The sequence below is a fragment of the Bacteroides faecichinchillae JCM 17102 genome (genome assembly GCF_000614145.1).
GTDB classification, from domain to species: Bacteria; Bacteroidota; Bacteroidia; order Bacteroidales; family Bacteroidaceae; genus Bacteroides; species Bacteroides faecichinchillae.
The window spans coordinates 22,415-47,663 of record NZ_BAKK01000029.1; the positions used below are offsets into that span (position 1 = coordinate 22,415).

General features: G+C 38.3%; 21 protein-coding genes and 7 pseudogenes. 4 read left to right on the forward strand and 24 right to left on the reverse strand.

Annotation, left to right across the window (positions count from 1 at the left end):
* Window positions 1-68 precede the first annotated feature (68 nt).
* From JCM17102_RS14180 to JCM17102_RS14255, 16 genes and pseudogenes are all read right to left on the reverse strand, one after another.
* A complete protein-coding gene (locus JCM17102_RS14180; RefSeq protein WP_025075619.1) occupies window positions 69-2,099 on the reverse strand; it encodes a tetratricopeptide repeat protein in 2,031 nt (676 codons plus the stop codon).
* Between the two features lie 76 nt (window positions 2,100-2,175).
* A complete protein-coding gene (def, locus tag JCM17102_RS14185; protein WP_025075620.1) occupies window positions 2,176-2,730 on the reverse strand; it encodes a peptide deformylase in 555 nt (184 codons plus the stop codon).
* A 40-nt stretch (window positions 2,731-2,770) separates the two neighbouring features.
* Window positions 2,771-3,187 carry a Holliday junction resolvase RuvX gene (gene ruvX / locus JCM17102_RS14190; RefSeq protein WP_025075621.1) on the reverse strand — a complete coding sequence of 139 codons (417 nt, stop codon included), beginning with the start codon at window positions 3,185-3,187 and terminating at the stop codon, window positions 2,771-2,773.
* A gap of 125 nt (window positions 3,188-3,312) precedes the next feature.
* The gene (locus JCM17102_RS14195) at window positions 3,313-4,452 is read right to left on the reverse strand and encodes an OmpA family protein (protein WP_025075622.1); all 1,140 of its coding nucleotides are present in this window, start codon (window positions 4,450-4,452) and stop codon (window positions 3,313-3,315) included.
* Window positions 4,453-4,506: 54 nt separating this feature from the next.
* Window positions 4,507-5,250: a YjbH domain-containing protein gene (locus JCM17102_RS14200; protein WP_025075623.1), complete on the reverse strand. Its 744-nt coding sequence runs from the start codon at window positions 5,248-5,250 to the stop codon at window positions 4,507-4,509.
* A 53-nt stretch (window positions 5,251-5,303) separates the two neighbouring features.
* The gene (locus JCM17102_RS14205) at window positions 5,304-6,638 is read right to left on the reverse strand and encodes a carboxypeptidase-like regulatory domain-containing protein (RefSeq protein ID WP_025075624.1); all 1,335 of its coding nucleotides are present in this window, start codon (window positions 6,636-6,638) and stop codon (window positions 5,304-5,306) included.
* Between the two features lie 10 nt (window positions 6,639-6,648).
* Window positions 6,649-7,921 (reverse strand): annotated as a pseudogene (locus JCM17102_RS27760) (hypothetical protein).
* Window positions 7,922-8,223: 302 nt separating this feature from the next.
* Window positions 8,224-9,191: pseudogene (locus JCM17102_RS27765) on the reverse strand (PCMD domain-containing protein).
* A gap of 17 nt (window positions 9,192-9,208) precedes the next feature.
* On the reverse strand, window positions 9,209-10,315 hold the full coding sequence (locus JCM17102_RS14220; protein WP_025075625.1) for a cholesterol-responsive sulfotransferase: 1,107 nt from the start codon (window positions 10,313-10,315) through the stop codon (window positions 9,209-9,211).
* A 101-nt stretch (window positions 10,316-10,416) separates the two neighbouring features.
* Window positions 10,417-11,877, reverse strand: coding sequence for a sulfate adenylyltransferase subunit CysN (gene cysN, locus JCM17102_RS14225; protein WP_025075626.1), 1,461 nt, complete (start codon window positions 11,875-11,877; stop codon window positions 10,417-10,419).
* A gap of 12 nt (window positions 11,878-11,889) precedes the next feature.
* On the reverse strand, window positions 11,890-12,798 hold the full coding sequence (gene cysD / locus JCM17102_RS14230) for a sulfate adenylyltransferase subunit CysD (protein WP_025075627.1): 909 nt from the start codon (window positions 12,796-12,798) through the stop codon (window positions 11,890-11,892).
* A 16-nt stretch (window positions 12,799-12,814) separates the two neighbouring features.
* Window positions 12,815-13,432: an adenylyl-sulfate kinase gene (cysC, locus tag JCM17102_RS14235; RefSeq protein ID WP_025075628.1), complete on the reverse strand. Its 618-nt coding sequence runs from the start codon at window positions 13,430-13,432 to the stop codon at window positions 12,815-12,817.
* Between the two features lie 16 nt (window positions 13,433-13,448).
* On the reverse strand, window positions 13,449-15,002 hold the full coding sequence (locus tag JCM17102_RS14240; protein ID WP_025075629.1) for an SLC13 family permease: 1,554 nt from the start codon (window positions 15,000-15,002) through the stop codon (window positions 13,449-13,451).
* An 11-nt stretch (window positions 15,003-15,013) separates the two neighbouring features.
* Window positions 15,014-15,838, reverse strand: coding sequence for a 3'(2'),5'-bisphosphate nucleotidase CysQ (cysQ, locus tag JCM17102_RS14245; protein WP_025075630.1), 825 nt, complete (start codon window positions 15,836-15,838; stop codon window positions 15,014-15,016).
* Window positions 15,839-16,090: 252 nt separating this feature from the next.
* Window positions 16,091-16,578: pseudogene (locus JCM17102_RS27770) on the reverse strand (SPOR domain-containing protein).
* A 128-nt stretch (window positions 16,579-16,706) separates the two neighbouring features.
* Entirely contained in the window at window positions 16,707-17,468 is a 762-nt protein-coding gene (locus JCM17102_RS14255; protein ID WP_025075631.1) for an SDR family oxidoreductase, read from the reverse strand.
* Window positions 17,469-17,643: 175 nt separating this feature from the next.
* On the opposite strand from JCM17102_RS14255, the pseudogene JCM17102_RS27775 reads away from it, so the two are divergent.
* The 4 genes and pseudogenes from JCM17102_RS27775 (at window position 17,644) to JCM17102_RS29815 (ending at window position 19,830) form a co-directional block, all read left to right on the forward strand.
* Window positions 17,644-18,881, forward strand: a pseudogene (locus tag JCM17102_RS27775) (DEAD/DEAH box helicase).
* An 88-nt stretch (window positions 18,882-18,969) separates the two neighbouring features.
* Window positions 18,970-19,179: a YtxH domain-containing protein gene (locus tag JCM17102_RS14265; RefSeq protein ID WP_025075632.1), complete on the forward strand. Its 210-nt coding sequence runs from the start codon at window positions 18,970-18,972 to the stop codon at window positions 19,177-19,179.
* Window positions 19,180-19,207: 28 nt separating this feature from the next.
* Window positions 19,208-19,570 carry a phage holin family protein gene (locus JCM17102_RS14270; RefSeq protein ID WP_025075633.1) on the forward strand — a complete coding sequence of 121 codons (363 nt, stop codon included), beginning with the start codon at window positions 19,208-19,210 and terminating at the stop codon, window positions 19,568-19,570.
* Window positions 19,571-19,573: 3 nt separating this feature from the next.
* Window positions 19,574-19,830, forward strand: a pseudogene (locus JCM17102_RS29815) (hypothetical protein).
* Window positions 19,831-19,897: 67 nt separating this feature from the next.
* Here the strand turns inward: JCM17102_RS29815 and JCM17102_RS30700 are convergent.
* The 8 genes and pseudogenes from JCM17102_RS30700 to JCM17102_RS31810 form a co-directional block, all read right to left on the reverse strand.
* Complete coding sequence (locus tag JCM17102_RS30700) at window positions 19,898-19,990, reverse strand: smalltalk protein (RefSeq protein ID WP_159106337.1); 93 nt, start codon at window positions 19,988-19,990, stop codon at window positions 19,898-19,900.
* Window positions 19,991-20,030: 40 nt separating this feature from the next.
* A complete protein-coding gene (locus JCM17102_RS14285; protein ID WP_025075634.1) occupies window positions 20,031-20,552 on the reverse strand; it encodes an HU family DNA-binding protein in 522 nt (173 codons plus the stop codon).
* A 187-nt stretch (window positions 20,553-20,739) separates the two neighbouring features.
* Window positions 20,740-21,114, reverse strand: a pseudogene (locus JCM17102_RS14290) (WbuC family cupin fold metalloprotein); the annotation flags it as partial.
* 233 nt (window positions 21,115-21,347) lie between these two features.
* Window positions 21,348-22,633, reverse strand: a pseudogene (locus tag JCM17102_RS27780) (DegT/DnrJ/EryC1/StrS family aminotransferase).
* A 98-nt stretch (window positions 22,634-22,731) separates the two neighbouring features.
* Window positions 22,732-23,379, reverse strand: coding sequence for a sugar transferase (locus JCM17102_RS14300; protein WP_025075636.1), 648 nt, complete (start codon window positions 23,377-23,379; stop codon window positions 22,732-22,734).
* 3 nt (window positions 23,380-23,382) lie between these two features.
* On the reverse strand, window positions 23,383-24,063 hold the full coding sequence (locus JCM17102_RS14305) for a PIG-L deacetylase family protein (protein WP_025075637.1): 681 nt from the start codon (window positions 24,061-24,063) through the stop codon (window positions 23,383-23,385).
* Window positions 24,064-24,068: 5 nt separating this feature from the next.
* A complete protein-coding gene (locus JCM17102_RS14310; protein ID WP_025075638.1) occupies window positions 24,069-25,037 on the reverse strand; it encodes a GNAT family N-acetyltransferase in 969 nt (322 codons plus the stop codon).
* A 6-nt stretch (window positions 25,038-25,043) separates the two neighbouring features.
* On the reverse strand, window positions 25,044-25,232 hold the full coding sequence (locus JCM17102_RS31810; protein WP_275564404.1) for a hypothetical protein: 189 nt from the start codon (window positions 25,230-25,232) through the stop codon (window positions 25,044-25,046).
* Between the last annotated feature and the right edge of the window lie 17 nt (window positions 25,233-25,249).

Here is a 25,249-nt window from a genome sequence, read left to right on the forward strand (position 1 = left end):
TATTTTCATAATTTGAACGCAAAAGTAACTAAATCTTTTGAGTTTTCTATTTTTTATCAAAAAAAATGTTATTCTGGTTGTTCTGTAAAACGCTTGATTACATTATATGCAGACACAATACCCAGTTCACCAGCTTTACTCAAATCAGAAATACCCAATTTATTATTACCTAAGAAAATATGAGTTAATCCACGATTAAAGTAAGCATCTGCAAAATCCGGGTTCAGTTCAATCGCTTTATCATAATCAGCCATTGCAGCACGATAGTCTTTCAACATTGCCGAAATATTGGCACGATTATAATAAGCATATACAAAATCCGGAGCTAAAGAAATAACCTTATCTAAATCTTTTCTCACTATCTCATAATCCACTGCACCAATTTCTTTAGTTGTATTACCACCAGGCAAATCTGAATCATTAGCCTGTTCTGCCTTCTGATATTCCAACTGTTTACAGCGAATCAAAGCACGCATAAAATAAGCCGGAAAAAACTTTTCATCCAACAGGATCGATTGTGTCAAATCAGAAACAGCACTTGAGAAATCCTGCACTAAATAAAAATCAATTGCACGGGCAAAACGTTTTGCTGCACTCTTATCATCTTCTACAATAGCTGAAGTATGCGTATCAATCAAAGCGAAATGAAATTTGACTTGCTCCTCAGACAATGGAGACTCCATATTCGTAATGAGAAGACGTTTTGGAAGTATTCCCGAATGATTCATATCATCAATAAACTTATGGAAATTCACAGAACGTTTTACATCACTCATCTTCTCATAATAAGTCAAAGCAAACAATGGTTCCAACTTAATATTCACATTCTTATCCTGCACACGTCCACGATAATCGCTTGTATAACGTTGATTTGTTTCCGAATCATCAGCAATTACTATCTTACGATAGTTATTCATATTTTTATCAGACTTCTTACGAGTTTTATCTTCTTCTGTATCCTTATCCTCTTCTCCTTTATTATCTTGAGCAACATCTTTACTTACCACTCCGTTATGTTTATCTAACTGAGCTTTTATGACCTTAAACTCATCCTGTTCAGCTCCTTTACGATCTCCAATCTTTTTACGTGCTTCCGAACGTTGATAATACCCTGCCAAAAAATTAGGATGTTGATCGATCACTGTTGTATAATCCTCAATGGCTCCACGATAATCCCCTATTTGAGCACGCAGCAGACCACGATTGAAAACAGCCATCATATTATCCGGTTCCATCTGAATGACAAAATCAAAATCCTCAATAGCCCGATTATCATCCCCGACTCGTGCACGCAACAAACCACGATTATAATGACCAATAAAGTTGTTAGGATCAATATCCAACGCCAAATCATAGTCGTTCATCGCACCTCTCAGATTATTCTGATGGAAACGCGCCAAGGCACGATTTATATAATTTCCTGCATTTTTTGCACTCAAATGAATCGCACGATCAAAATCAGATTCTGCTTCAGCATATTTTTCTTGTTGTAATTGAACAATTGCTCTGGCAGCCCAAGCATCGGGATCATACTTATCTAACTCTAAAGCCTTATTAAAGTCACTCAAAGCAGCAATTGTATCTTTTTGTTGCAAAAAGACCTCTCCTCTCATAAGATAAGCTCTGGTATAACGTGGCGCAACCTTCATCAAACTTTCCAAATCATCTTTAGCTGCATCATAGTCCTTCTTTTGCATATGAGATAATGTCAGATTATGCCACAAAGAAATATTCTCTGGATCATAATGCAAAGCCTGCTTATAATCTTCGATTGCTCCATCAAACTTACTCTGACGAATACGTGCCAAACCACGAATTTGGTATGCCCCTACAACGAACGGATTACGTTGGATAGCAGCATCACAGTCCGCTTCAGCCCCTTGAAAATCCTCCAAATTAATCTTTGCCAAAGCTCTAAAAAAATACGGTTCGTACAGATAAGGTCTAGCATTAATTACCTGATTGAAATACTGAATAGAAAGCACATAATCCTCAAAATAAAGTGCATTCCGCGCGATAGTCATCACCCGTTCTGTATTAATCTGAGCATATACTAATGTAGGAAACAGCAATAAGACTGTTAGTATTCTTTTAATCATCGATATTTTATACTTGTAAACGTAGCAAAAATAATGCTTTTAGTTTACTTAACAGGGATATAAACGTTTTTTATCTTTATTTCACCTGTTTCATCTTATAAGAGCTACGCGCCTTTCCTTTCAGCATCGTATTCAATTTCCCCTTTATCATTTGCTTACGAAGCGGAGAAAGATGATCAATGAACATTTTACCATCCAAATGATCAAATTCATGTTGCATTACACGAGCCAAATACCCTTCTACCTCTTCATCATGTTCTATAAAATTCTCATCCATATATTTTACGCGAATTTTATTACCGCGCTTTACACTTTCATGAATACCGGGAAGACTCAAACAACCTTCTTCCATATTCACTTCCTCACCTCCTACCTCTAAAATATGAGGATTAATATACGCCTTATTAAAATCTTTAAATTCCGGGTAATCCTCAGAAAGCGGATCTAATGTAATTGTAACAACCCGAATCGGAAGACCAATCTGTGGTGCAGCCAATCCCACACCGTCAGCGTTTACCATCGTTTCAAACATATTTGCTATAAGCTCTTTCAAGTTCGGATAATCCGGTGTTATGTCCTCAGCCACCTTTCTCAATACAGGCTGACCATATACATAAATAGGTAAAATCATATTTTATAATCTAACTAAAAAATTAAGTTATTCTTTTTAATTAAAAACGTTTACTCTCCAAATATGTTTGCAAGATAATAGTTGCACTAATCTCATCAACCAATGCCTTGTTTTGCCGATCCTTCTTCTTCAGTCCAGCTTCTAGTATAGTACGATGAGCTATGACAGAAGTAAAACGTTCGTCTACATATTCAACAGGTATATTAGGCATTTTTTTCTTGAGGGCACGCACAAATGGCTCAATATTCTTCATGTTCTCCGATGCTTCATTGTTCATTTGCTTGGGAAGCCCTACAATAATACGCTCAACCGGCTCCTTTGATACATAATCAAGGATAAACGTCAATAACTGATGCGTAGGCACTGTCGTTAAACCATTAGCAATCATCTGTAAAGTATCGCTAACTGCTATTCCTGTACGCTTTCTACCGTAATCAATGGCTATTATTCTACTCATAATGGGTTACAAAAATACGATTTATATTCGAATTCCATCCTTATTCAAATCAAATAATAACAAAAAAGGGTGTCCGACATTGTCAAACACCCTTTCATTATAGAGTTTATTACTTTTAATAACCCTTATTCAAGAATTACTACGCGATTCAAGAAGTTCTTACCGAACATATTGTCAGTACCACCGTAACCGATAACTTCAAGTTGATCTTTGTTTACGCCTTCTTTAACCAAAGCATCATAAACTGCCTGAGCACGCTTATCAGCTAATTTCTTATTCAAAGCAACGCTTCCGGTAGCCTTATCAGCATAACCAGCAATCTTGTACTTCTTATTCGGATTTTCCTTCATAACCTTAGCAGCTAATTTAAGATTAACCAATCCGTAATCATCAATAGTAGCCTTACCAATTTTGAAGAAGACAGCACGAGGACCTGGAACCTGAACAGTCTTAACAACTTCTCTCACTTCTGGTTTTACATTAGCCAAAGCTCTCTTAGCAGCATCTAAGTCAGCTTTTGCTTTTTCCAACTGGCTTCTATAGCGATTAACCTCATCATTGATCGCATCCTGATCAACTCCGTTGCAAGAAATAAACTTCTTGCCACCGAAAGTATAAGTTACACCAGCAGTCAAAGAAACAGCACCATCAGTATAAGCATTGCTATATTTACCAAAGATAGAAGGAGAAACCTCACCTCTAGCTTCAATATTAATATCCCAATAGTCATTTATATTGAACTGTCCCATCAAACCAACAGAACCATTAATCAATGCATTCAACTTATCTTGGTCACCATAAGTCTTAGCAAATGTCAAACCAGGACCTGCAAATACAGATAATGTAAACAAACGATCTGGGTTATAGCCACAAATAGAATTAGAAAGGTTATACAAAGCGTCTGCACGCAATGTAAAATACTTCTTATTCTTAATCTTGTACCATGTAGTCTGATTACCAACAACGGTTTCTACACCATTCAAGTGTTTAGAGTTTAATGTACTCCACAAGCCTGCAACTTGTCCGCGGAATCCCCATGTAGGATTGACCCATTTACCCAGTGAAACATGGATCAGCGGTGTAATAGCCTTACCCAAGCCATAGTCACTGTTATCCGGATTTACACAAACCTGAGCTCCTCCACCAACACTGATAAAGATATTATCTTTGAATCTCTCGCTGGTGAATTTCTCTTTAGTCTGTGCGTTTGCTGTAACAGCAGCACCCGCCAACAGTAAAGATAATATTACTAACTTACTTTTCATTGTTTTCTTAGTTTTAAATCGTTTAACTCTTTTATCTTATTTGTCCCAACCCACTTACTTTAAATAAATCTTATAAGCAAGTCCACCGGTAAAATACTTCATTCTTTGCATTTCTACCTGCAGCTGCAAGTGGTTGAAAAGCAAATAGGTAGCACCTAACGCAAAATCTTTTGAATCATATTCTGCAATCAATCTCAAATCCGGTGCAAATGTTGGATTATAACTAATACCTGCTGCGATTCCATTCAGTTTATACTCCAATCTTTTATTATATAAATAAGAAAGGTGTATTCCAATCTCTTCCTTTCCGATAGAAACATGTTTTGTTGCTGCAACATAAAAGCGGCAAAAATACCCATTTCCCGAAGTGGAATTAATCACATCACCAGAGGAAGTAAAAGGATCCGAAGTTCCAAATACCACAGCTGGCATATATTTCCAAAATTGTCCTTCTTTCAAAGCTCGCAATCGAACAGAAAAATATCTGTCCTGATTCGTAAAACCTGTGTAACCATAAGGTTTTAACCCTAATGCTTCCGCTTTAAAAAGTGTACACGTATATGCCACTTCTAACCAAGGGAAGAAAGTTACATTCAAGTAATAATTATACGTATGATAGTACCATGTAGGAGGAGTTATCTCCTTATTCATAAAATTGGCACCTAGCATTACTGTTTTATCCTTTTGCATTTCTGCCGAAGGAGCATGCAATAATCCTGTAGTTCCGTAAGTTAATTGAGCCGAAAGCACACCAGTAGTGCATAAGAAGAATAATGCTAATATCAGTCTTTTAATCATTACATTCCTTTCTATTAATGTACTCTCGGTCAAAATCTCTTTATTTCAAAGAATTATTCAAAATCAATGATACCACCACCAGCATTCAAATCTTCGCCATGTCCATGACCATGACCATGAGTATAGTCAGTAACAAAACCTTCTGTACTGAATGTGTATTGCTCAACTTGAATAACTTTTACTACATAATTAGTTCCACCGATAGTCATTGTATATGAAACGTTCTTTAATGTTTGTGTAACACCAACACCCAACAAATCATTATGAGCAGGAACCAAGATTTCTGTATTAAAATCTACTACCTTATATTCACTACCTGGAAGTTCAGAATAAATCCCATTCAAATAGTTTTCCATATAATTAATAGCTTCATCTTTAATAGGACAGTCAGCAAAAACCTCATCCAAAGATTTCTCAAATATAGCACCACCAGCAAACCCTTTTACTTCAAACGGGAATTCCTTAGCAACATTTAAGCTATTATGATAAGCTAATGTAATATCTTTAGTAAATCCGGTTGTCATCACTGCATCTCCAGCAGAAATAGTATAATAGTCATAAGCTGTTGCACTGAATTTGAAACGAGAGAAGTGGTTTACTTTAGCAGTATATACACCATTTTCTTCTGTAATTTGAGCGTCTTTTTCAGCTAATGTCCATATACCGTTTACTTCATAATATACTTTCAAATCCTGACCAGGTTTATCAGTGAAAGTAAACACCAAAGGCTTGTCAAATGTAGTACCGTCAGGTTTACCTTCCCATACACGAACTGCATCATTTTCTATTTCTTCCTCTTGTCCTTCACGTATCAATGTAATAGTTTTAACTTCTCCGTCAGGGAACAAGTTAGCCGGAACAAATACCTTATCCTGTGAAGGTTTTCCCTCACTATCTACACCTTGGAATGTTTCCGTTTGATCTTCTTTACCAGCTACAATTTCAACTTTCTCACCTTGAATTTCATTCGATTTCAAAGCAAAATCCATATGAGTAACAATAGTCTGATTATCAGCTTTTTCAAAGAAGATTGTAACATTAGTCTTTCTATCCTTATAACCTTCAGCTTTTACTGTTAAAGTATAATCTCCACGATCTGCATCAGTAAGACCAGACAAAGTAATGGCAAATTGACCACCATCTTTAGTCACTGTTGTAGCCTTCTCTGTATCCGCTTTGGTTAAAACAACAGACGCACCATTAATACCTGCCAAACTTGTGTAGTTATACACAGAGCCTGAAATAGTGTAAGTCACAGTTTTAGGAGTAGTATCAATCACTGTTTTGATGTCCTCCTTTTCATAGCAGCTTGTCAATGTTCCCAAGACAGCTACAAAGCATAACGCTAACTTAGCGCCTAGCCCGAAAAATTTACTATTCATTTTCATCTCAATAAAATTAATAATTCACTAATTCCGATTTAATAAAATATGGGTTTAAACTATTATTATGCATTATATTATCACTTGGTGACGTTCTATACGTCTTATAATAATTTCGCTCATTACCCGCATTGTACACCATTCCAAAATTTTCAGAAGGAGTTACACGCGGAATATATCCTTTTCTCTTATATTTATATGGAGGCAAAGCAATCTGAAAACGGAAACCGGCATTCGCTCTAATCCCCCTATTTGCTTTTTCCCCATAAAACCCGATTGACACATATTTAAAATGACGTATCATGTCACACCGGATACTTTTTTCACCTTGTATATGTTGAATCAACTTCACGCTTGTTTGTAAGTTATAATAAGGCCAAAAGAAATTGGCTCCTATATGCCAAGTCCAAACTTTTCTAGAATCAAAGTGGCAAGTAAAAGCATCCCCAATAACAGGCTCCCGTATACCCCACCCGTCCTTCAAAAGAAAAACGTTGATCCATTTTCAACACATGTCTAGCACTTAAATCAATTCCATAACGATTCGCCATAAAATGTCCAACTGACAATGTAGCCCATGTATTATAAGGAAGCCGTACCGTTTGTGATAAACTCACACATCCTGGATGAACTCTATCATAGACATTATGAACAGCATCAGACATCATTTCAAATCCATCGTTATATACAGGTATAACCATTTGTGCTGTTAATGACATACCCTTCCAAAAGGAGACCTCTATTGTAGGAGATAGATTGAATAAAACCTGATAAACTTGCGTAATTACCAAATTCTTCAATGACAACTCCGGATATACTACAATATCCACTTTAAATAAAGAGCTATTTACTTTTTTTATCTTTCGTGCCTGTTTCCACGCATCACCTAAATCATAACTAACATTCCAATCCTGGCGACTTACTTCCGGCAGGCTATCGGCCTTAATTAGTTGGTAAAATAGAGAAATCTGAGGTACATTATTATCCAGAACTATGATTCGACATGATTTTCCCTCCGGTAATCCAGTTTTTTGAATTACATCAACAGCTTTACCAATTCCAACGCCTTGCAAACGATATGCGGAATTTTGTATGGTATAAATCCGTTCTTTATCATCTTCTGTACAACCAACATTTTCAAATCCCATCTTTACTAAAGTGCTAACCGTACTTTCCCCACTCTGGCAAACTCCCTTAAAAGAGAACAAACAGAATAGAAAGAACATAGCATTACGCGTCAAGTCTTTAGTAATTAGGCATTTATTCATGTTTGAGTTGATATATCTCATTAGTTTTATTTTATATTCCCCCCTTCGTAAAAAAATACAACGCAAAAATAGGCAGATTTTTAATAATGGCAAAGAATTTTATACGAAAAAATAACATATTGTACTATTTTTCTCACTGACTGATATAAAAACATAAAATATAGGCATATCCCCCAATAAATAAGCGAAAGAGTGGGGTAAGATTCAGAATTAAAAACAAAAAAAGAAGCTATCCCGAATACCAACATAAAGACTGGTTTCAGCGACAGCTTCTTTTTTAAGTTATTAGTTCCTTAAAATTCAAAAAACATCAAAAATGGACTTTAGTAGACCAATTTCACGTTATCAATCCATAATGAATTACCGGGAGAACCGATATATGCTCCCCCATGGCTTGACGTAAACTGAAGATACAAATGAGTAGGAACATCATTTTCAGCCCCCCACGCAATCTCATGTATAGGAACGCTTTCTCCTTTACTATTCACTGTATAGTTTTCAGTAACCCCCAAACGCATCATGTGTGACTTATATTCAGGACGTTTTGTAATATCACCATACATAATTTCATACGTAGCATTGTTTTTCCAATCTGTACTATGATAGTAATATGTCACCATAGTCCCAATACGCTTTGCATAAACGTTTCCATCCGCATCTTCCCAACGTTTTTGTAAAAACAAAATAGCAGCCGGAAAGTCTTTACCTGGTACATCTGTGATTTTACTGAATCCAGTAGCACGAATACGATTTTCTCTATCAGACATCTTCACTTTATAATCAAACTGAAGAGCTACCGGCTTCTTCGTAAACGGAATACCTGTTTGCAACATCTTCTCCGGATTTTTCGTACCTTTAATAGGTTCGTGCACAGATCCGGTGAAAATAGAGCCGGCAGCCAACACTGTTATATTAACCACCCCCAACACTTTCACACTTTCCATACGCGTATCCAACCGGGCACAATAACCATTTCCTCTTTTTTCAGGGAAAACAGATGTGTTCGTTTTCGTAATGCCCGCAACTTTAGCCATTACGTTGGAAGTACCCCATGGCGAACCGCCCATGTTTTTATAAGGCTGATCCCCTTTAATCACAGCCGTTGGAGCTATCTCATATACATTCTTCGTATTTCCTCCAATAATTCCCGATTCCTTTATCTGGCGATCAACCCATTGGTCCATATCACCAAAAGGAGCATTTCAACCACTGGTTGAGCCATTAAAGGTAAAGAGATAAAAAATGCCATAAAAACGACAAAATACAAGCGATGAACCATATGCTGAATCATTAATATCTTTCCTTTCTTTATAAATTATAATCCCATTGTTTCAAAGCGAAGTCCCAATTGTCTTCTACCAATCGGATAGTTCGATCATCATATTTATACTTATTCTTTTTATATCCCTTCTTCCCACCGACATATTTTTCAATATCAGCTCGTGCTTCGGTAAAACCCGGAATAGAAAGTGATTTATAAATATTCTCCGTCATCCCCATAGCATCCGCTTCAAAATCTTCAAATTTCACTTCTATCAGATTGCCTTCAGGAATAAACTTTTTATCCGATTCATATTTATGATAAAGCTTTGCATAAATAGAAAGGATATTTTCCTCAATTTGTTCATTACTGATATCTTCCAATTTCAAAGGTTGAATCGTATTTGTAAAAAAACTACGAGTCGATTCAAACACCGTATACGGATTACGCATCAGATAAATGAACTTAGCGTTGGGAAACATCTTCACTAACTCCTTCACTCTACCCGTATGAGGTGGATTCTTGCTAAGGAATTGCGTCCCCTTGGTATTCCACAATGAAATCTTAATCAATTTAGTAAACACCTCCTCAAAAACCTTCAATTCAGCTTCCGATATATCATCAAACAACAGATATTTATCTGCATACTCTTGCTGATACTTAGGAAGAAACCAAAAGTTATAATAAGTATAAGGCATCATATTGGCCAATGCAAATTCCTCCTCCTGAGGAAGATCTACTGCCAACTCCATATTATCTGTCGGACGTTTATCCGGCATCAGCCAACTCATATTTTTTTTGAAGAAAGGCTGTCCCCACATCATCAAATGCGGAAACACTGTTTGATAAGTGGTATTATAGCCAAAATGTTTATCACAAGAAAAAACATTATGAACAAAAGTTGTCCCACTTCTCCAATGCCCCAGAATAAACACAGGATCATGCTCCAAAGGCTGATCTGCCAATAACTTCTCATAGCGTTTATTCTGTAAAGTAGCCAGAGGAGACAATAACTGACATACCGCTTTAGTCAGTCGATACTTTCCTTTATAGGCAGCATCAATTTCACGATTAGCAGTAATGGACTTAAACGTTTTCCAATCAGCCCCTACTAAGGTATTAATCGGAAGTTTATTAAATTCAAGTAATCCCATTTTATATAATGGTTAATGGATAATGGATAATGAATTAATTGTATCACAATAATATATTATCAAATATTCCGGTTCAACATTTCACTTTTCTATATCTTTATTTATTTTATCACCTTCACAGCGAAGCCCTGACGTTTTAATTCTTCCACGACTTTTTCTACAGCATCATAATGTTCAGGAGAGATTCCTAATTTTGATAAATCCAATACGGGAATATCATCCGTACTGTTCATATCCTTCATCTCAACCCGGTCAATAATCATACCTACAGCAGAAGTATTATTGGTAATCGGATCGATTAATATAAAAGAGCCACAAGATTTATTCTTCTGATATGGATCAAAGAAAAGTTCTTTAGCTGTTGTCAGAACAACACGCGCTATCTGATTCAATTGCAAAGGCAAAGTCTCTTTAGTTAATTGACCGTTCTCTAAAGATAAATGTTCCATCGTATTCACATCTACCTTATATTTAATCGAATCAATTCGCGTACGGCTCAGATTCGTTGTCTGTTTGATAAAGAAAGACTTATTAACATCCATCGGTTCTTCATCCATCCAAACCATCATTGCCTCAAAGTTACGATCTACAATAGGCAGATTATCAGGATGTACCAACATCTCACCACGAGAGACATCAATCTCATCTTCCAAAGTCAATGTTACAGATTGAGGTGGAAAGGCATAATCCAACTCACCATCATATGTAACGATACTTTTTATTTTCGAAGTCTTACCGGAAGGCAGTGCTATCACCGTATCTCCTTTACGTATAATACCTGATGCAACTTTACCGCAAAAACCTCTAAAGTTAAGATTGGGACGAAGCACATATTGTACCGGGAAGCGGAAATCCTTAAAGTTATGATCATTATCAATATGAACCGTTTCCAAGAAATCGAGTAAAGAAATTCCTTTATACCATGGAGTACGTTCAGATTTGTCAACTACATTATCACCGTCCAAAGCAGATAACGGAATACAATTCACATCCGGAATACCTAACGGAGCTACAAATTTCTTATATTCTGCAACGATCTCATTAAAGCGTTCTTCAGAAAAACCGACCAAATCCATCTTGTTTACAGCCAACACCACATGCCTAATCCCCAATAAAGAAACCAGGAAAGTATGACGGCGCGTTTGCGTAATCACTCCCGTACGGGCATCCACCAGAATAATTGCAAGGTTAGCGGTAGAACCACCTGTAATCATATTACGAGTATACTGTTCATGCCCCGGAGTATCTGCAATAATAAACTTACGACCATTGGTAGAAAAATAACGGTATGCCACATCAATCGTTATTCCCTGCTCACGTTCTGCTTTCAAACCGTCAAGCAATAAAGCATAATCTATATGTTCTCCAGCATTACCAACACGCTTACTATCACGTTCCAACGCATCCAGCTGATCTTCATACAATTTCTTACTATCAAACAACAAACGTCCGATCAATGTCGATTTACCATCATCCACCGATCCAGCTGTCAGCAATCTCAATAAGTCTTTCTGTTCATCCTTATCCAGAAAAGCCTTTATATCTAACTTGTTTTCTGCCATCACTTTCTAGAATTAAAAATATCCTTCACGTTTTTTCTGCTCCATACTCGCCTCCTGGTCAAAGTCAATCACACGAGTTGTACGCTCACTCTTAGTTGTAGTCATCATCTCTTCTACAATCTCCTCAATAGTAGCTGCTTCACTTTCAACAGCACCTGTCAGCGGCCAACATCCCAAGGTACGGAAGCGAACCATCTTCATTTCAATCTGATCACGATATTTCTCCGGCAAACGATCGTCATCCGCCATAATCAGATTACCGTCAATAGTAACAACCGGACGTTCTTTCGCATAATATAAAGGAACGATAGGAATATTTTCCAAACGAATATATTGCCAGATATCCAACTCAGTCCAATTACTCAACGGAAACACACGAATACTCTCCCCTTTATGTACTCTGGCATTATAGATATCCCATAACTCCGGACGCTGATTTTTGGGGTCCCACTGATGAAATTTATCGCGGAAAGAAAATATTCTCTCTTTAGCACGAGATTTCTCCTCATCACGACGTGCACCTCCAAAGGCAGCATCAAACTTATATTTATCTAATGAGCGAAGCAATGCCTGTGTTTTCATTAAGTCTGTATGTACTTTACTTCCATGCGTAAAAGGTCCTACCCCTGCATGAAAAGCTTCCATATTACTTTCTACAATCAGATTCCAACCATATTTCTTTGCGTATTCATCCCGAAACTGAATCATTTCCTTAAACTTCCATTTCGAATCGATATGCATTAATGGGAATGGTACTTTCCCCGGATAAAACGCTTTTTCAGCCAGACGTACCATCACCGATGAATCCTTACCGATACTATAAAGCATCACAGGATTCTCAAATTCCGCAGCCACCTCGCGGATAATATGAATAGACTCAGCCTCGAGTTCCTTCAAGTGACTTAATTTATATTCTTCCATTACTTTAATAATGATTTTATTCTACTTCAACTGTTCTTTTCACCTTAGGCAAAACAAGCTCCAACAGATGTTTCACTGATTCCTCCAAAGTCAACTTTGACGTATCTAATGACAAAGCCGGATGTTCTGGAACCTCAAAAGGAGCCGATATTCCGGTAAAATTCTTTATTTCCCCTTTTCGCGCTTTGGCATACAAACCTTTAACATCACGTTTTTCGCACTCTTCCAAAGGAGTACTCACAAAAATCTCTAAAAAATCATCCTGCCCGATAATATTAGCCGCCATCTCACGAATATCATTGTTTGGACTGATAAATGCAGCAATAGTAATAATACCACTATCAAGAAATAATTTAGAAACTTCAGCAATACGGCGAATATTCTCCACTCGATCGGCTTCCGAAAATCCCAAATTATTATTAATTCCACTGCGGATATTATCTCCATCCAGAATTCTGCAAAGCAAGCCACGCTTATGCAGCTCCCGTTCCAGAGCGATAGCAATCGTACTCTTCCCCGAACCACTCAACCCGGTGAACCAGATCATCACACTATGCTGACCTAACAGTTCTTCTTTGTCCTGTCGTGTCATCATACGGTCAAATATAGGATATATAAGATTTTTTTCTTCCATCTATACAATTAGTTTATTAAAACTTCCAAATCATTGGAATCAGAATCACAGAAATTAGAAATGTTATAATATTAAGTGGCAGTCCAATCTTAACAAAATCCGTAAACTTATAATTACCAATACCTTGAACAATTAAATTAGTCTGATAACCAATCGGAGTTGAGAAACTGGCAGAAGCAGCCATACAAATCACGACAAAGAATGGTGTCGGACTTACTCCCAATTGAGAAGCTATTGACAAAGCCAACGGAAAAGAAAGAGCAGCCGCAGCATTGTTAGTAATCAACTCCGTAAACAAATTAGTTATAATAAACAGCATAGCAAGCAACACATGCGGTCCGTAATCATCACTCAATCCGATAATAAACTTAGCTACACTATCAGCCACCCCTGAATTAACCATCGCCTTACTAATTGCAAATGCACAAGCAATGGTAATAAGAATATCCCAGGAAATATATTTAGTATACTTACGAGCAGGGAAAATATTAGTCCACGCCATTATAATAGTAGTAATGGAAACAAAGAAAAACATATCCAGTTTAATATCCGGGAACATTTCTTTAGTTGCAGGAAGCTCACCTACCGTAGCACCAACGATCATCAATACCAATAAAATCAAAGCAAGCCAACGTTTCTTCTTACCTGCAGCATCCGGATCATTACCATTTGTCAACAGCACAAACACCGAAGACTCTCCCCATGTCGGAATAAACGTATCATCAGCCATTACCACAAGCGTATCACCTTCACGAAGCACTACCTCATTCAGATTCGCAACATACCGCTGTCCGCTACGAGTCTTTATTTCTTTCACTTCGGCTCCATAATGACGTTGAAAATTAAAATCACTTAATTTTTTATTGATACCGGGAAAACGTGCACCCAACACAGCTTCTACGCGATGTAGCTTTTCTCCTTCTTCTATTTCCTCATCAGGAATAGCCGTATCTGGACGAGCATCTGGTAAAAGTCGTTTGGAAAAAAGGAAAATATAAATAATGCCAGCAATAGCAATAAAAATTCCTACTTTACCCAACTCAAACATGGAAAAACCCTCAAATCCCGCCTCCAAAATCATTCCATGCACCACCAAGTTGGTAGAAGTACCGATTAAAGTACAAATACCTCCGAGAATTGTAACATAAGAAAGCGGAATCAGAAATTTAGTTGCCGGAAGTTTAACAGACTTAGCCCAATGTTTAATGATAGGAGCAAATATAACAACTACAGGAGTATTATTAAGAAAAGCAGAAATAAATGCAACCGAAGGCAAAATACGCAATTGAGCCTTAAAAACACTAGTACGCCCCTGTGGAAGTAACTTTTTAATTACTTGTCCCAATGTACCTGATTGGCGAATACCCTCACTCACCAAGAACAATAAAGCAACAGTAATCATACCTTTATTACTAAACCCTTCAAGCATTTCTTTCGGAGTCAGAATCCCGGCACACAAAAACAGGACTACTACAGAGAAAAGTACCATACCCGGACGCATCTTATCAGCAATCAGAGCGGCTACCATCCCTAATAAGGATAACAGTACAAATACAATTTCAAATGTCATATAAACATTAATTAGTGTTCTCTTTTTTTCTCAACGATGAACCACGGATTCAATAAATCTTCCTTGTTATAATGGAGAGGTTCCTCTTTACCTACTTGATATAATTCCATTCCGGCAGCCCTGGCTATCGCATGCCCAGCAGCTGTATCCCATTCCATAGTTGGAGCAAAACGCGGGTATACATCAGCTTTACCGTCAGCAACCAAACAAATTTTAATAGAACTTCCACTCGATATTAATTCAATAGAACCGTGTTTCTTCTTTAAGTCTTTAATATATGTCTCAGTCTCAGATGTCAAATGGGAACGGGAAGCAACCACTATAAAATGATCCCGAACTTCCTTTACCGGTAACTTTTCCGATTTCCGTATCAACTGTTCCAACGTTATCACATTATCTTCCAAACAGATAATACCCTTACATTTATAAGCCCCTACTCCATCTACAGCAAAATAAAGCTCTTTTGTCACAGGAACATAAATCACACCAACTACAGGTATAGACTCGTATACCAGAGCGATATTTACCGTAAATTCTCCATTACGTTTAATAAACTCTTTCGTTCCGTCCAACGGATCTACAATCCATAAAGTATCCCACTCGCGTCTTACTGCATATTCCAGCTGCTTACCCTCTTCACTAAGAACAGGAAAAGGAGTCTCATTCAAAATTGAAACGATCACTTCATGTGCTTTTCGGTCTGCTATCGTTAAAGGAGAATTATCCGCTTTACTCTCTATTTCAAAATCCGATGTCGGATCATTATAAATAGAAAGAATTTTCTCACCTGCTTTCAAAGCCGCACCAATAGCAGCCATCACATATTTTTGTTCCATCAGAATCTTTACATTAAAATTGATCTATCAATCAAGGTCATAAATCTCCTAAATTAAGAATTGACAAAAGTAAAAACTTTCTTTGCTAAAAAAGTTTCACATCCCTTTTTTATAACTTCTTTTAGTAGATTGATAAATAAATCTAAAAATATATTCATACAACTCTAATAAAAAAGCAGTAACTTCCCAGTTACCGCCTTCTTATTCGGGAAACAATACACATTCCTCCCGATATATATTACCAAAAAGAAATTAATTAATACGATATAACAACCAAGCGTCCTTAAAACGGCTCGGATATTTAGCTTTGATAGCATCACGTGCCTCAGCAGCAGAAGGTTTATCAGCGAATGAGCTTGCAACGACACGATACATAGCTTTTTCAGCATTGAATACAATTGTAGCTTTATACCTTGTGCATCTAACCAATCTCTCAACCCTTCAGCATTTGCTTTCACGCTAAAGCTACCAACAATGACACTGAAATCTTTTAGCCCTTGATTACCAGAAATAACAGTAACCTTTTCCTGACGAACGCCGGAAGTATCCGTAGTCTTAGTTGTAGTAACAGGAGCAGTCACTACCGGAGTTACTTCTACCGGAGCCTCAACCTGAGGTTCAGCCAACTCTTGTTGTTTAGCTTTCTCATAAGCTTTTTTATAGGCGCTTTCGCTAGATTTACAAGAGGCAAATGCCAATACTATGCATACCCCCATTCCTAATACGACCAATTTTTTCATACCTTTATACTCTGTTTTAATTAATAATTCAATGTTATCATCTATTTATATCTAGTTTCCGGCAACAAAATAATAGAAATTTTATCATCCGGCAAAAGAAATCCAACGAAAAAAACGTTTATTCCTCCTTACTTCTTATAAGAAATAGTTCCCGTTGCTTGATAAGTCGGCATCAAAAGCACTTCAGCGATTTGAATATGCGCAGGAGCCGACGCTGCAAAATAAACTGTTTCAGCAATATCATCTCCCGTCAAAGGGCGAATACCTCTATAAAAATTATCAGCAGCCTGCTTATCACCTCTATAACGTACTACTGTAAAATTCGTCTCCACCATACCCGGCTTTATATTCGTCACCCTTAGCGGAGTATCTACCAGATCAATCCGGAGACCATCCGAAAGTGCCTTCACCGCTGCCTTGGTAGCACAGTAAACACTACCTCCCGGATATGCTGCATCACCGGCAATAGAACCGATATTAATAATGTGTCCACGTCCACGCTCAACCATCCCCGGAACAACCAGACGTGTCATAGCCAACAAGGCTTTGATATTCGTATCAATCACAATATCCCATTCATCCAGATTTCCTTCAAATTCCTTATCCACTCCAATTACCAATCCGGCATTGTTTACCAGCACATCAATAGATTTCCAATCCTCAGGCAGAGTTTCCAACGCATCAGTAGCCTGTTTTCGGTCACGTACATCGAAAGGCAATATATAAACCCGAGTACCATTAGCAGCCTCCAATTCAGATTTCAATTTTTCAAGTTTCGACACAGTACGTGCATTCAAAATCAGATTCCATCCTTGAGATGCAAATTTACGGGCACAACCTTCACCAATTCCACTACTTGCACCAGTAATAAAAACAATCTTAGTTTCCATTATGTTTCGTTTTACAATATCAAAAGACAAAAGTACGCCTTAACATTCATTGGTTAGTCCCGATGTGTAGTTAAATAAGATTAAACCACTTCATAAAAAAATGAATACTTCTTACCAGATCGTATCTTTGTACAATCATAATAACAGAGCCGCGAGGCTCATTCAACTATTTTACATGAATTTTGAAAATTTGAATTTAATAGAGCCACTTTTAAAAGCTCTGCAACAAGAGGGTTACACTGTCCCCACTCCCATCCAAGAACAGGCTATTCCAATTATACTTCGTGGAAAAGATTTATTAGGTTGCGCACAGACTGGTACAGGAAAGACAGCTGCCTTTTCCCTCCCAATTCTACAGAAATTGTATAAGACAGATCAGAAGAAAAATATCAAAGCCCTGATTTTAACTCCGACGCGTGAACTGGCTATTCAAATCGGTGAATGCTTCGAAGCCTATGGACGCTATACCGGGATAAAACATACTGTCATCTTCGGAGGGGTAAGCCAAAAGCCGCAAACTGATGCCTTACGGGAAGGAGTACAAATATTAGTAGCCACCCCCGGGAGATTATTAGATCTAATAGATCAAAACTATATTTCTCTCAAATCGCTTGATTATTTTGTGTTAGACGAAGCGGACCGTATGCTCGATATGGGATTCATCCACGACATAAAACGTATACTTAAACTACTTCCGGCTCAACGTCAAACCCTCTTTTTCTCCGCAACGATGCCTCCTGAAATAGAGAAATTGGCTAATTCCATGCTAACGAATCCGGAAAAAGTAGAGGTAACGCCTGCTTCTTCTACAGTAGATACCATTTCTCAATCTATCTATTTCGTAGAAAAACAGCAGAAAAAAGACTTATTAATTCACCTGTTAAAGAATCCATCCATCGAATCCGTGCTTATTTTTACTCGCACAAAATATGGTGCGGATAAATTAGCACGTACTCTAACAAAAGCCGGAATAGGAGCAGAAGCGATCCATGGTAATAAAACCCAGAATGCACGTCAGCGTGCACTTACCAATTTCAAAAATCACACTCTCCGAGCATTGATTGCTACAGACATAGCTGCCAGAGGGATCGATGTAGATTTACTATCCCATGTCATTAACTATGAGCTCCCCAATATACCGGAAACTTATGTTCACCGCATCGGGCGTACAGGTCGTGCTGGAAACGAAGGAACAGCAATCTCTTTCTGTGAATCCGAAGAACTCCCCTATTTAAAAGATATTCAAAAATTAATCGGCAAGAACATTCCGGTTGTTAAAGATCATCTATTCATCACACAAGAGGGCATTAAAGCTCAGAACGAAAAGGCTGAAGAAATCAGAGTCAAAGCCAAAAAAAAAAAGCTTATCGTGGAAATCGAGCGAACGGAAATTACTGGAGGAGGAAAAAATGAATAAAATCTAATTAATTTTTTCATCATTCGAGAACAACTTACCGATAGAAATGTTATATTTGTGATATTTCATTTAAAATTTAAAGATATGAAAGGATTAAATGTATTAGCAGCTTTTCTAGGTGGTGCAGCCGTAGGCGCAGCCCTTGGTATTTTGTTCGCTCCTGATAAAGGAGAAGACACTCGTCATAAAATTGCAGAAATTCTTCGTAAGAAAGGTATCAAGCTGAATCGTAGCGAGATGGAAAATCTCGTTGATGAGATAGCAGCTGAGATGAAAGGAGAAATAGCAGAATAAAGTAACAAAGGACTAAAACAGAGCGATCATGTTTGCAGACGATAAAAGTATTGAGAATTTTCAACAATTGTTTTTCGAGTTTAAGAAATATCTGGAACTTCAAAAAGAATACACTAAATTAGAGATTACCGAGAAGTTAGCTATACTTCTTTCCACCTTAATTATGGTTTTAGTGCTTATTATCCTTGCCATGGTGGCTCTGTTTTACCTGCTTTTTGCATTAGCTTATATCCTGGAGCCTATAGTCGGTGGCTTAATGATAAGCTTTTCCATCATAGCAGGTATAAACATCCTACTCATCATCGCTGTCATCATTTTCCGCAAGCGACTCATTATTTCTCCAATGGTGAACTTCCTTGCCGGTTTAATTTTAACCGATTCAAATAAATAAGTTATGAGCACGCAAATCACTCCCAAACTAACTTTAGAAAACATAGCCCAACGCAAAAAAAAGTTACAAGGTGAAATCCAAGTTCAGAAGAAGGCAATGACAGCCACTGTAGCAATATATTTTCTCCTCTCCCACCGGCGAATAATAAGACAAACGCAATCATGCGCTCATTCAATACAGGAATGGCAGTATTCGATGGTGTAATGCTGGGAATAAAACTCATGCGGAAGATACGGAAATATTTTAGAAATCTGAAGTAAAAAATAGGCGGAAAAAAATCATTCCCGCCTACTACCTCTATTTAATAATCGACTTAGTAACTACTTATCACAATATTGCCGTTTGCACTCCAAGCACTCCGGCAATGGCACCGGCAACAGCAATAATTACTTTTAATACCACACTCCACGTTTTCTTCATAGATTTTTTCTATTTTTAATTCAACAATTCATTTTACAGCTTACAATGTGGGATCCGGTGATTCTCCACTGTTATCACCGTCACCTTTGTCATCTCCACCTTCACCTCCATCAGGATTTTCCGGTGTCACAATCGCATTGATTTTCTTCAGATAATCATCCAAACTAATCAAGTCAAGTTTCTCATCCGCACGACTAGCTGTTTTTGTGATCCGTAATTCTTTATTTGCTTGGAAGAAAATACGCACACTCTCTACACTATTGGCAGTAATATCTTTCGCCAAATCTGCACCTTTCGAACGAGCTGTCAGCATAAACACTCCTAAACCTTCGATATTTACCGACTTACCTTCCAGCAACTGTTCTTTCAATTTATCCACAAAGTTCTGAATAACACTTTTGATATCACCAACTGAAAGCGAAGAACGATCCTGCATCTTCTGTGCAAGATATTTCAAATTAACAGTCTGACCTAAAGTAACCAAATGTGGATAAAATCTCTTAGGAGAATTAGGAATACGCGGATCCGATGGTCGCGTAACGATTTTGTAAATTACACTCATAATACGTTTTTTAAAAGATTTAAATTCAAGTTATTTTTTCACGTTTCGTTGATCAACAATGCAAAGGTGAAGTTTTTATCTTGAATGGGCAATAAAAAAAGCCCCGCAAGGAGCCTTTTTTTAAATATCATTTATAATACACTAAATATCAGCGTCTTCTAATACAAGTGTAAATAAACCAAGTAAACTAATACAATATATCTTCCGGTTGGAATGGAATATAAGGTCCGTCTTTTACTTCAAAAACTACTGAACCCTGCTCTAATACCTCTAATGTGTGCCATTGTCCGATAGGGACATGAACACCATAATTCCCATTCAAAGGATCTAATAAAAACGATTCCGTTTCAGCTCCTATCTCATTGTAGAACATCACACGAATTTTTCCTCGAAGAAGAATATAAGTCTCTGCTGTATTACAATGACGGTGAATAGGAAGTACAGTCCCTATTTCTAATGCATTCAATAAACGTTGAGCTTTAGCATCAAGAGAATCATGAAGATTAAAATTCATTCTCAACTGTTCGCTTGCTTTTGCCTTCTCTGAAACCTCATCTAATAAGCTAGTAAGCTACCAATACTATATAACTCTCAGTAATAGAAAGTCACGAATACCTATTTCCCCAAAAAATCATTTGATTGAATTTTCAACTTTATGCAATGACCAGTTCCATCATAGGACGGGCAACATAGTTGCAGGGTATAAAAGGCTCATCAACCTTATCTCCATTCAAATTCTAGTAAAAATGTCTTCGATATAATCACCCCATATCCCTTTCAATAATCCACGAAACGTCATTTAACGATAGCCTCTCTGATGCAATCCACGATATAGCGGACATCATCGTCGCTCACGTATGGACCAGCAGGCAGGCAGAATCCAACCTTAAAGATTTCTTCTGACACGCCATTTGTGTAAGCTACTGCATCCGCATATATTGGCTGCTTGTGCATAGGCTTCCATACAGGACGGCACTCCACTTTTTTGCCAAGCATAAACACGCGTAGAGCCTCTACATTCTCATTAGGCTGACAATCAGTTACGGCATTATCAACGGCTTGATGACACCTGCGGCACCACCTACGGCTGTCTGAATGACTTCCTTGTAGGCATTCTCCTGCCCCTTAATCTTCACATCTGCATCGAGGGTGGCTGCACAAAGCCAGAAGTTAGCATCATAACGAGGGTCTGCAGGTTGCTTGTGAATGTGTACTTCAGGAACATCCTTCAATAAATCTTCATAAAGAGATTGCACATGCTTGTGGTGGGCGATATGAGCATCGAGGACAGTCATCTGCCCCCGGCCAATGCCTGCACATACATTACTCATGCGATAGTTATAACCAATCTCGGTATGCTGATAATATGGATATGCATCACGAGCCTGCGTAGCGTGCCACATTACGTTATTGGCATCCTCTTTCTTTTGGCAGATGAGGGCACCACCACCAGAAGTTGTGATCATCTTGTTACCGTTGAAACTCAGCACACCAAAACGACCAAATGTACCGAGCACCTGACCATTGAAACGAGACCCCATACCTTCGGCAGCATCCTCAATCACAGGAATCCCGTACTTGTTAGCAATAGCCATGATACGCTCACAGTCGTATGGCATACCATAAAGGGCTACAGGAATAATGGCTTTTGGATATTCGCCCGTCTTCTCCTTACGATCAAGAATAGCCTTTTCAAGGAGTTCTGGATCCATATTCCATGTATCACGTTCAGAGTCGATAAACACAGGTTTTGCACCAAGATAGGTGATAGGGTGAGAAGATGCACAGAAAGTGAAACTCTGAACACAAACTTCGTGGTCATGTTGAACACCACATGCAATAAGTGCGAGGTGTAGAGCTGCAGTACCAGCACTCAAACACACCACCTTGCGGTCGAGCTTCGAGCCATCTGAGTTTGCATTCGCGAAATCCGCCAAATTCTGTTCAAAGGCATTCACATTCGGTCCCATCGGCACTACCCAATTGGTATCGAAAGCCTCTTTCACGTATTTTTGTTCATAACCCTCTTCGCTCATATGAGCAAGGCAAAGATAAATTGTCTTTCTTTCTTCAGTTAGCATAACTAAAATTCTTTATTGTTTCTAATCCAATCTTCACAGCAGGCAGCAGATTCGATCCACAACATCACGCTCTATGCCCACTTATGTTTTTTGCATAACTAAGTAATATTTTTAGCCTCCAGTTCCTTCGGTACCTCAAAGTTCTTCTTACCCAAAATCGTCAATAAAATAAGCCATGAAGTTTTCAGAATCAGGTAATTGTCGTAAAAGAAGCTCTTATGATCCACATAATACAACTCCAATTTCAGTTTCTGTGGAATGAACTCCTTCTCGTACAAATCCGAATCTTCATACTTCTCCCCATGGGTGTAGTCATACAGACTTGCAGGACTTGTCAGCCCCGGCTTTACGTCCAATATATGCTTATACTCACCAACATAGTAGTTGGCAGCATTTGCCTCATCCTCAGGGCGAGGACCCACAATGCTCATATCGCCAAAGAGGATGTTGAATGCTTGTGGCATCTCGTCAATCTTCGTAGCACGAATAAACTTGCCGAATGGAAAAACTCGGTCATCGTTCAGAAGAGTGGTCAATCTCACCTTACCACTGTCCACACGCATCGAGCGGAACTTATAGCAAGTAAAAATCTTTCCATGCAATCCCACACGACGAGCCTTGTAGATAGCAGGCCCCGGACTCACAATATGAATTGTTATCCACGTGATCATATATACCCACAAGAATACTGTAATAAACAACACCGCAAACAAGATCTCGTAACATCTTATCAAGAACTTCCCCATCGTTTAACACAGTTTTCTCAGTAATACAAACGTCTCCGTAGGGCCTTGCCCCACCTCTAAACCACGAGCCACATCCACTTCCTTCAAGTGCAATATACTACGTGGATGAGGATATTCGCGAAGCTCAGTAGCATACTCTGCAAAGGCAGCATACTTCTGCTTAGACTCGGCCGAAATATCCACAAACACATTCGGCATAAACATCGTATCAGCCTTGTAAGGAGTCCATTCTGTGGACGAAGGCACGCGATAGCAATACAGTTCCTTCACCACCTGCCCCATCACCGGACGAACAGCCACCAACGTAGATTTATACACATTCTGATGATCCATATTCACATCGCCCCAAAAGTGCGTAAACACCGTATCTGGTTCCAATTTACGCACCAGTTGCTCTATTACTTTATTTATATTAATATGCGGTGTACAGTCCAGTTTCATATCCGGCTGTTCACCATAGTATACATTCTTCACACCCAGCTTCTGAGCACACGCCCAAGTCTCCTTCTTTTTATCCTCAATAATTTTCTTGAGATCCAACGAATCGCGATACTGCGACGAACTACCATCCGTCACAATCAGCACATTCACCTCACAGCCACCTTTTACTAGTTTGGCTATTGTTCCGCCCATGCCAAGCACTTCATCGTCTGGATGAGCTGCTATTACAAGTACTTTTTTCATTATCTCTACAATAAATCGTACGACGATAAATTCACGTCCCAGTTATTAATATTGAATACATCATCCGCAGAAACCTCTTTTCGATCGAGAATCTGCGCCACAAAGTTGAAATTCTTTGGCGCATACTTCAACGGAATTTTAATCATAGATATCGGATTGAAACTCAACTCGCCCACATAGAGGAAAATACCTACGTTGTTCTTTTCTGCATCAAACATTTTCCTTACCGCCCGATTAAAATTCTTAGCTGACAACGGATATACATCCATCAAGAACGCGGCCTTCACACCATCAAAGTCTGTGCATTTCCAAGAACAGGTAAAGTCCTTCTCTTCCACAAGCTTATATTCCTCCGGATTAAACCATTTGTATCGAGTATCATTAAAAGAACTTCTATCTCTGTGGATCAAGGTCTCTGAATGCTGGCTTCTCCCATCAAACTTCGAAAGCCATAGCATCATCACACAGAACAACTTAGAGAAAATATTCAAACGTGTTAAAGCAGGTTTTGCATCACCCACCTTGTAAGGAAGAATATATGTATGCAGTTTACCCACTTCCTTCATGCGAAGCACTCTTAAATTGAGTAGATACGACAAATCATTAGGGAAAGCAAAGATACATTTCACACCATTGGCTTTCGAATACTTCAAGCTCTCTCCACAAAGCCCCATCACATTCTTAAAGTCATTGCGATGATCCTTGCGAATCATAAAGTCGGCACCAAAAGAGAACAGCATATTCTGCCCCTTATAAAAATACTTAAAAGGCACGACAACATACTGCCCCACAATTTCGTCTTCATCTGTTGTCAGCAAAGTATGGAAAGAATAACCCAAACAGGTATTCAAATACTGACTATCAAAATCCAGCAATGGCTTTACATGACCTTCAAACACCTCTGCATAACAAGTGCAGATTTCTTCTTTCTCCAGAACCGAAAGTTCTGTAGTTTTCTTATTTACAAACCGCATGATGTCTTACAAAATCGAAGGAATTCTCGTAAACATTTCGATCAAATTAAATCCGTCCCAAGTAAGGGAGAAGGTAGTAGTCTCGCCGATAGGAACTATACGATCAAGACCTTGGAAGCGTTTTTTGCAGACGAACTCGGTAAATTCCTCCTTCTCAAAGCCAAAGTAGCCGAGGGTCTGGTACTTGCTGCTCACGATTGGTGAAATCTCGT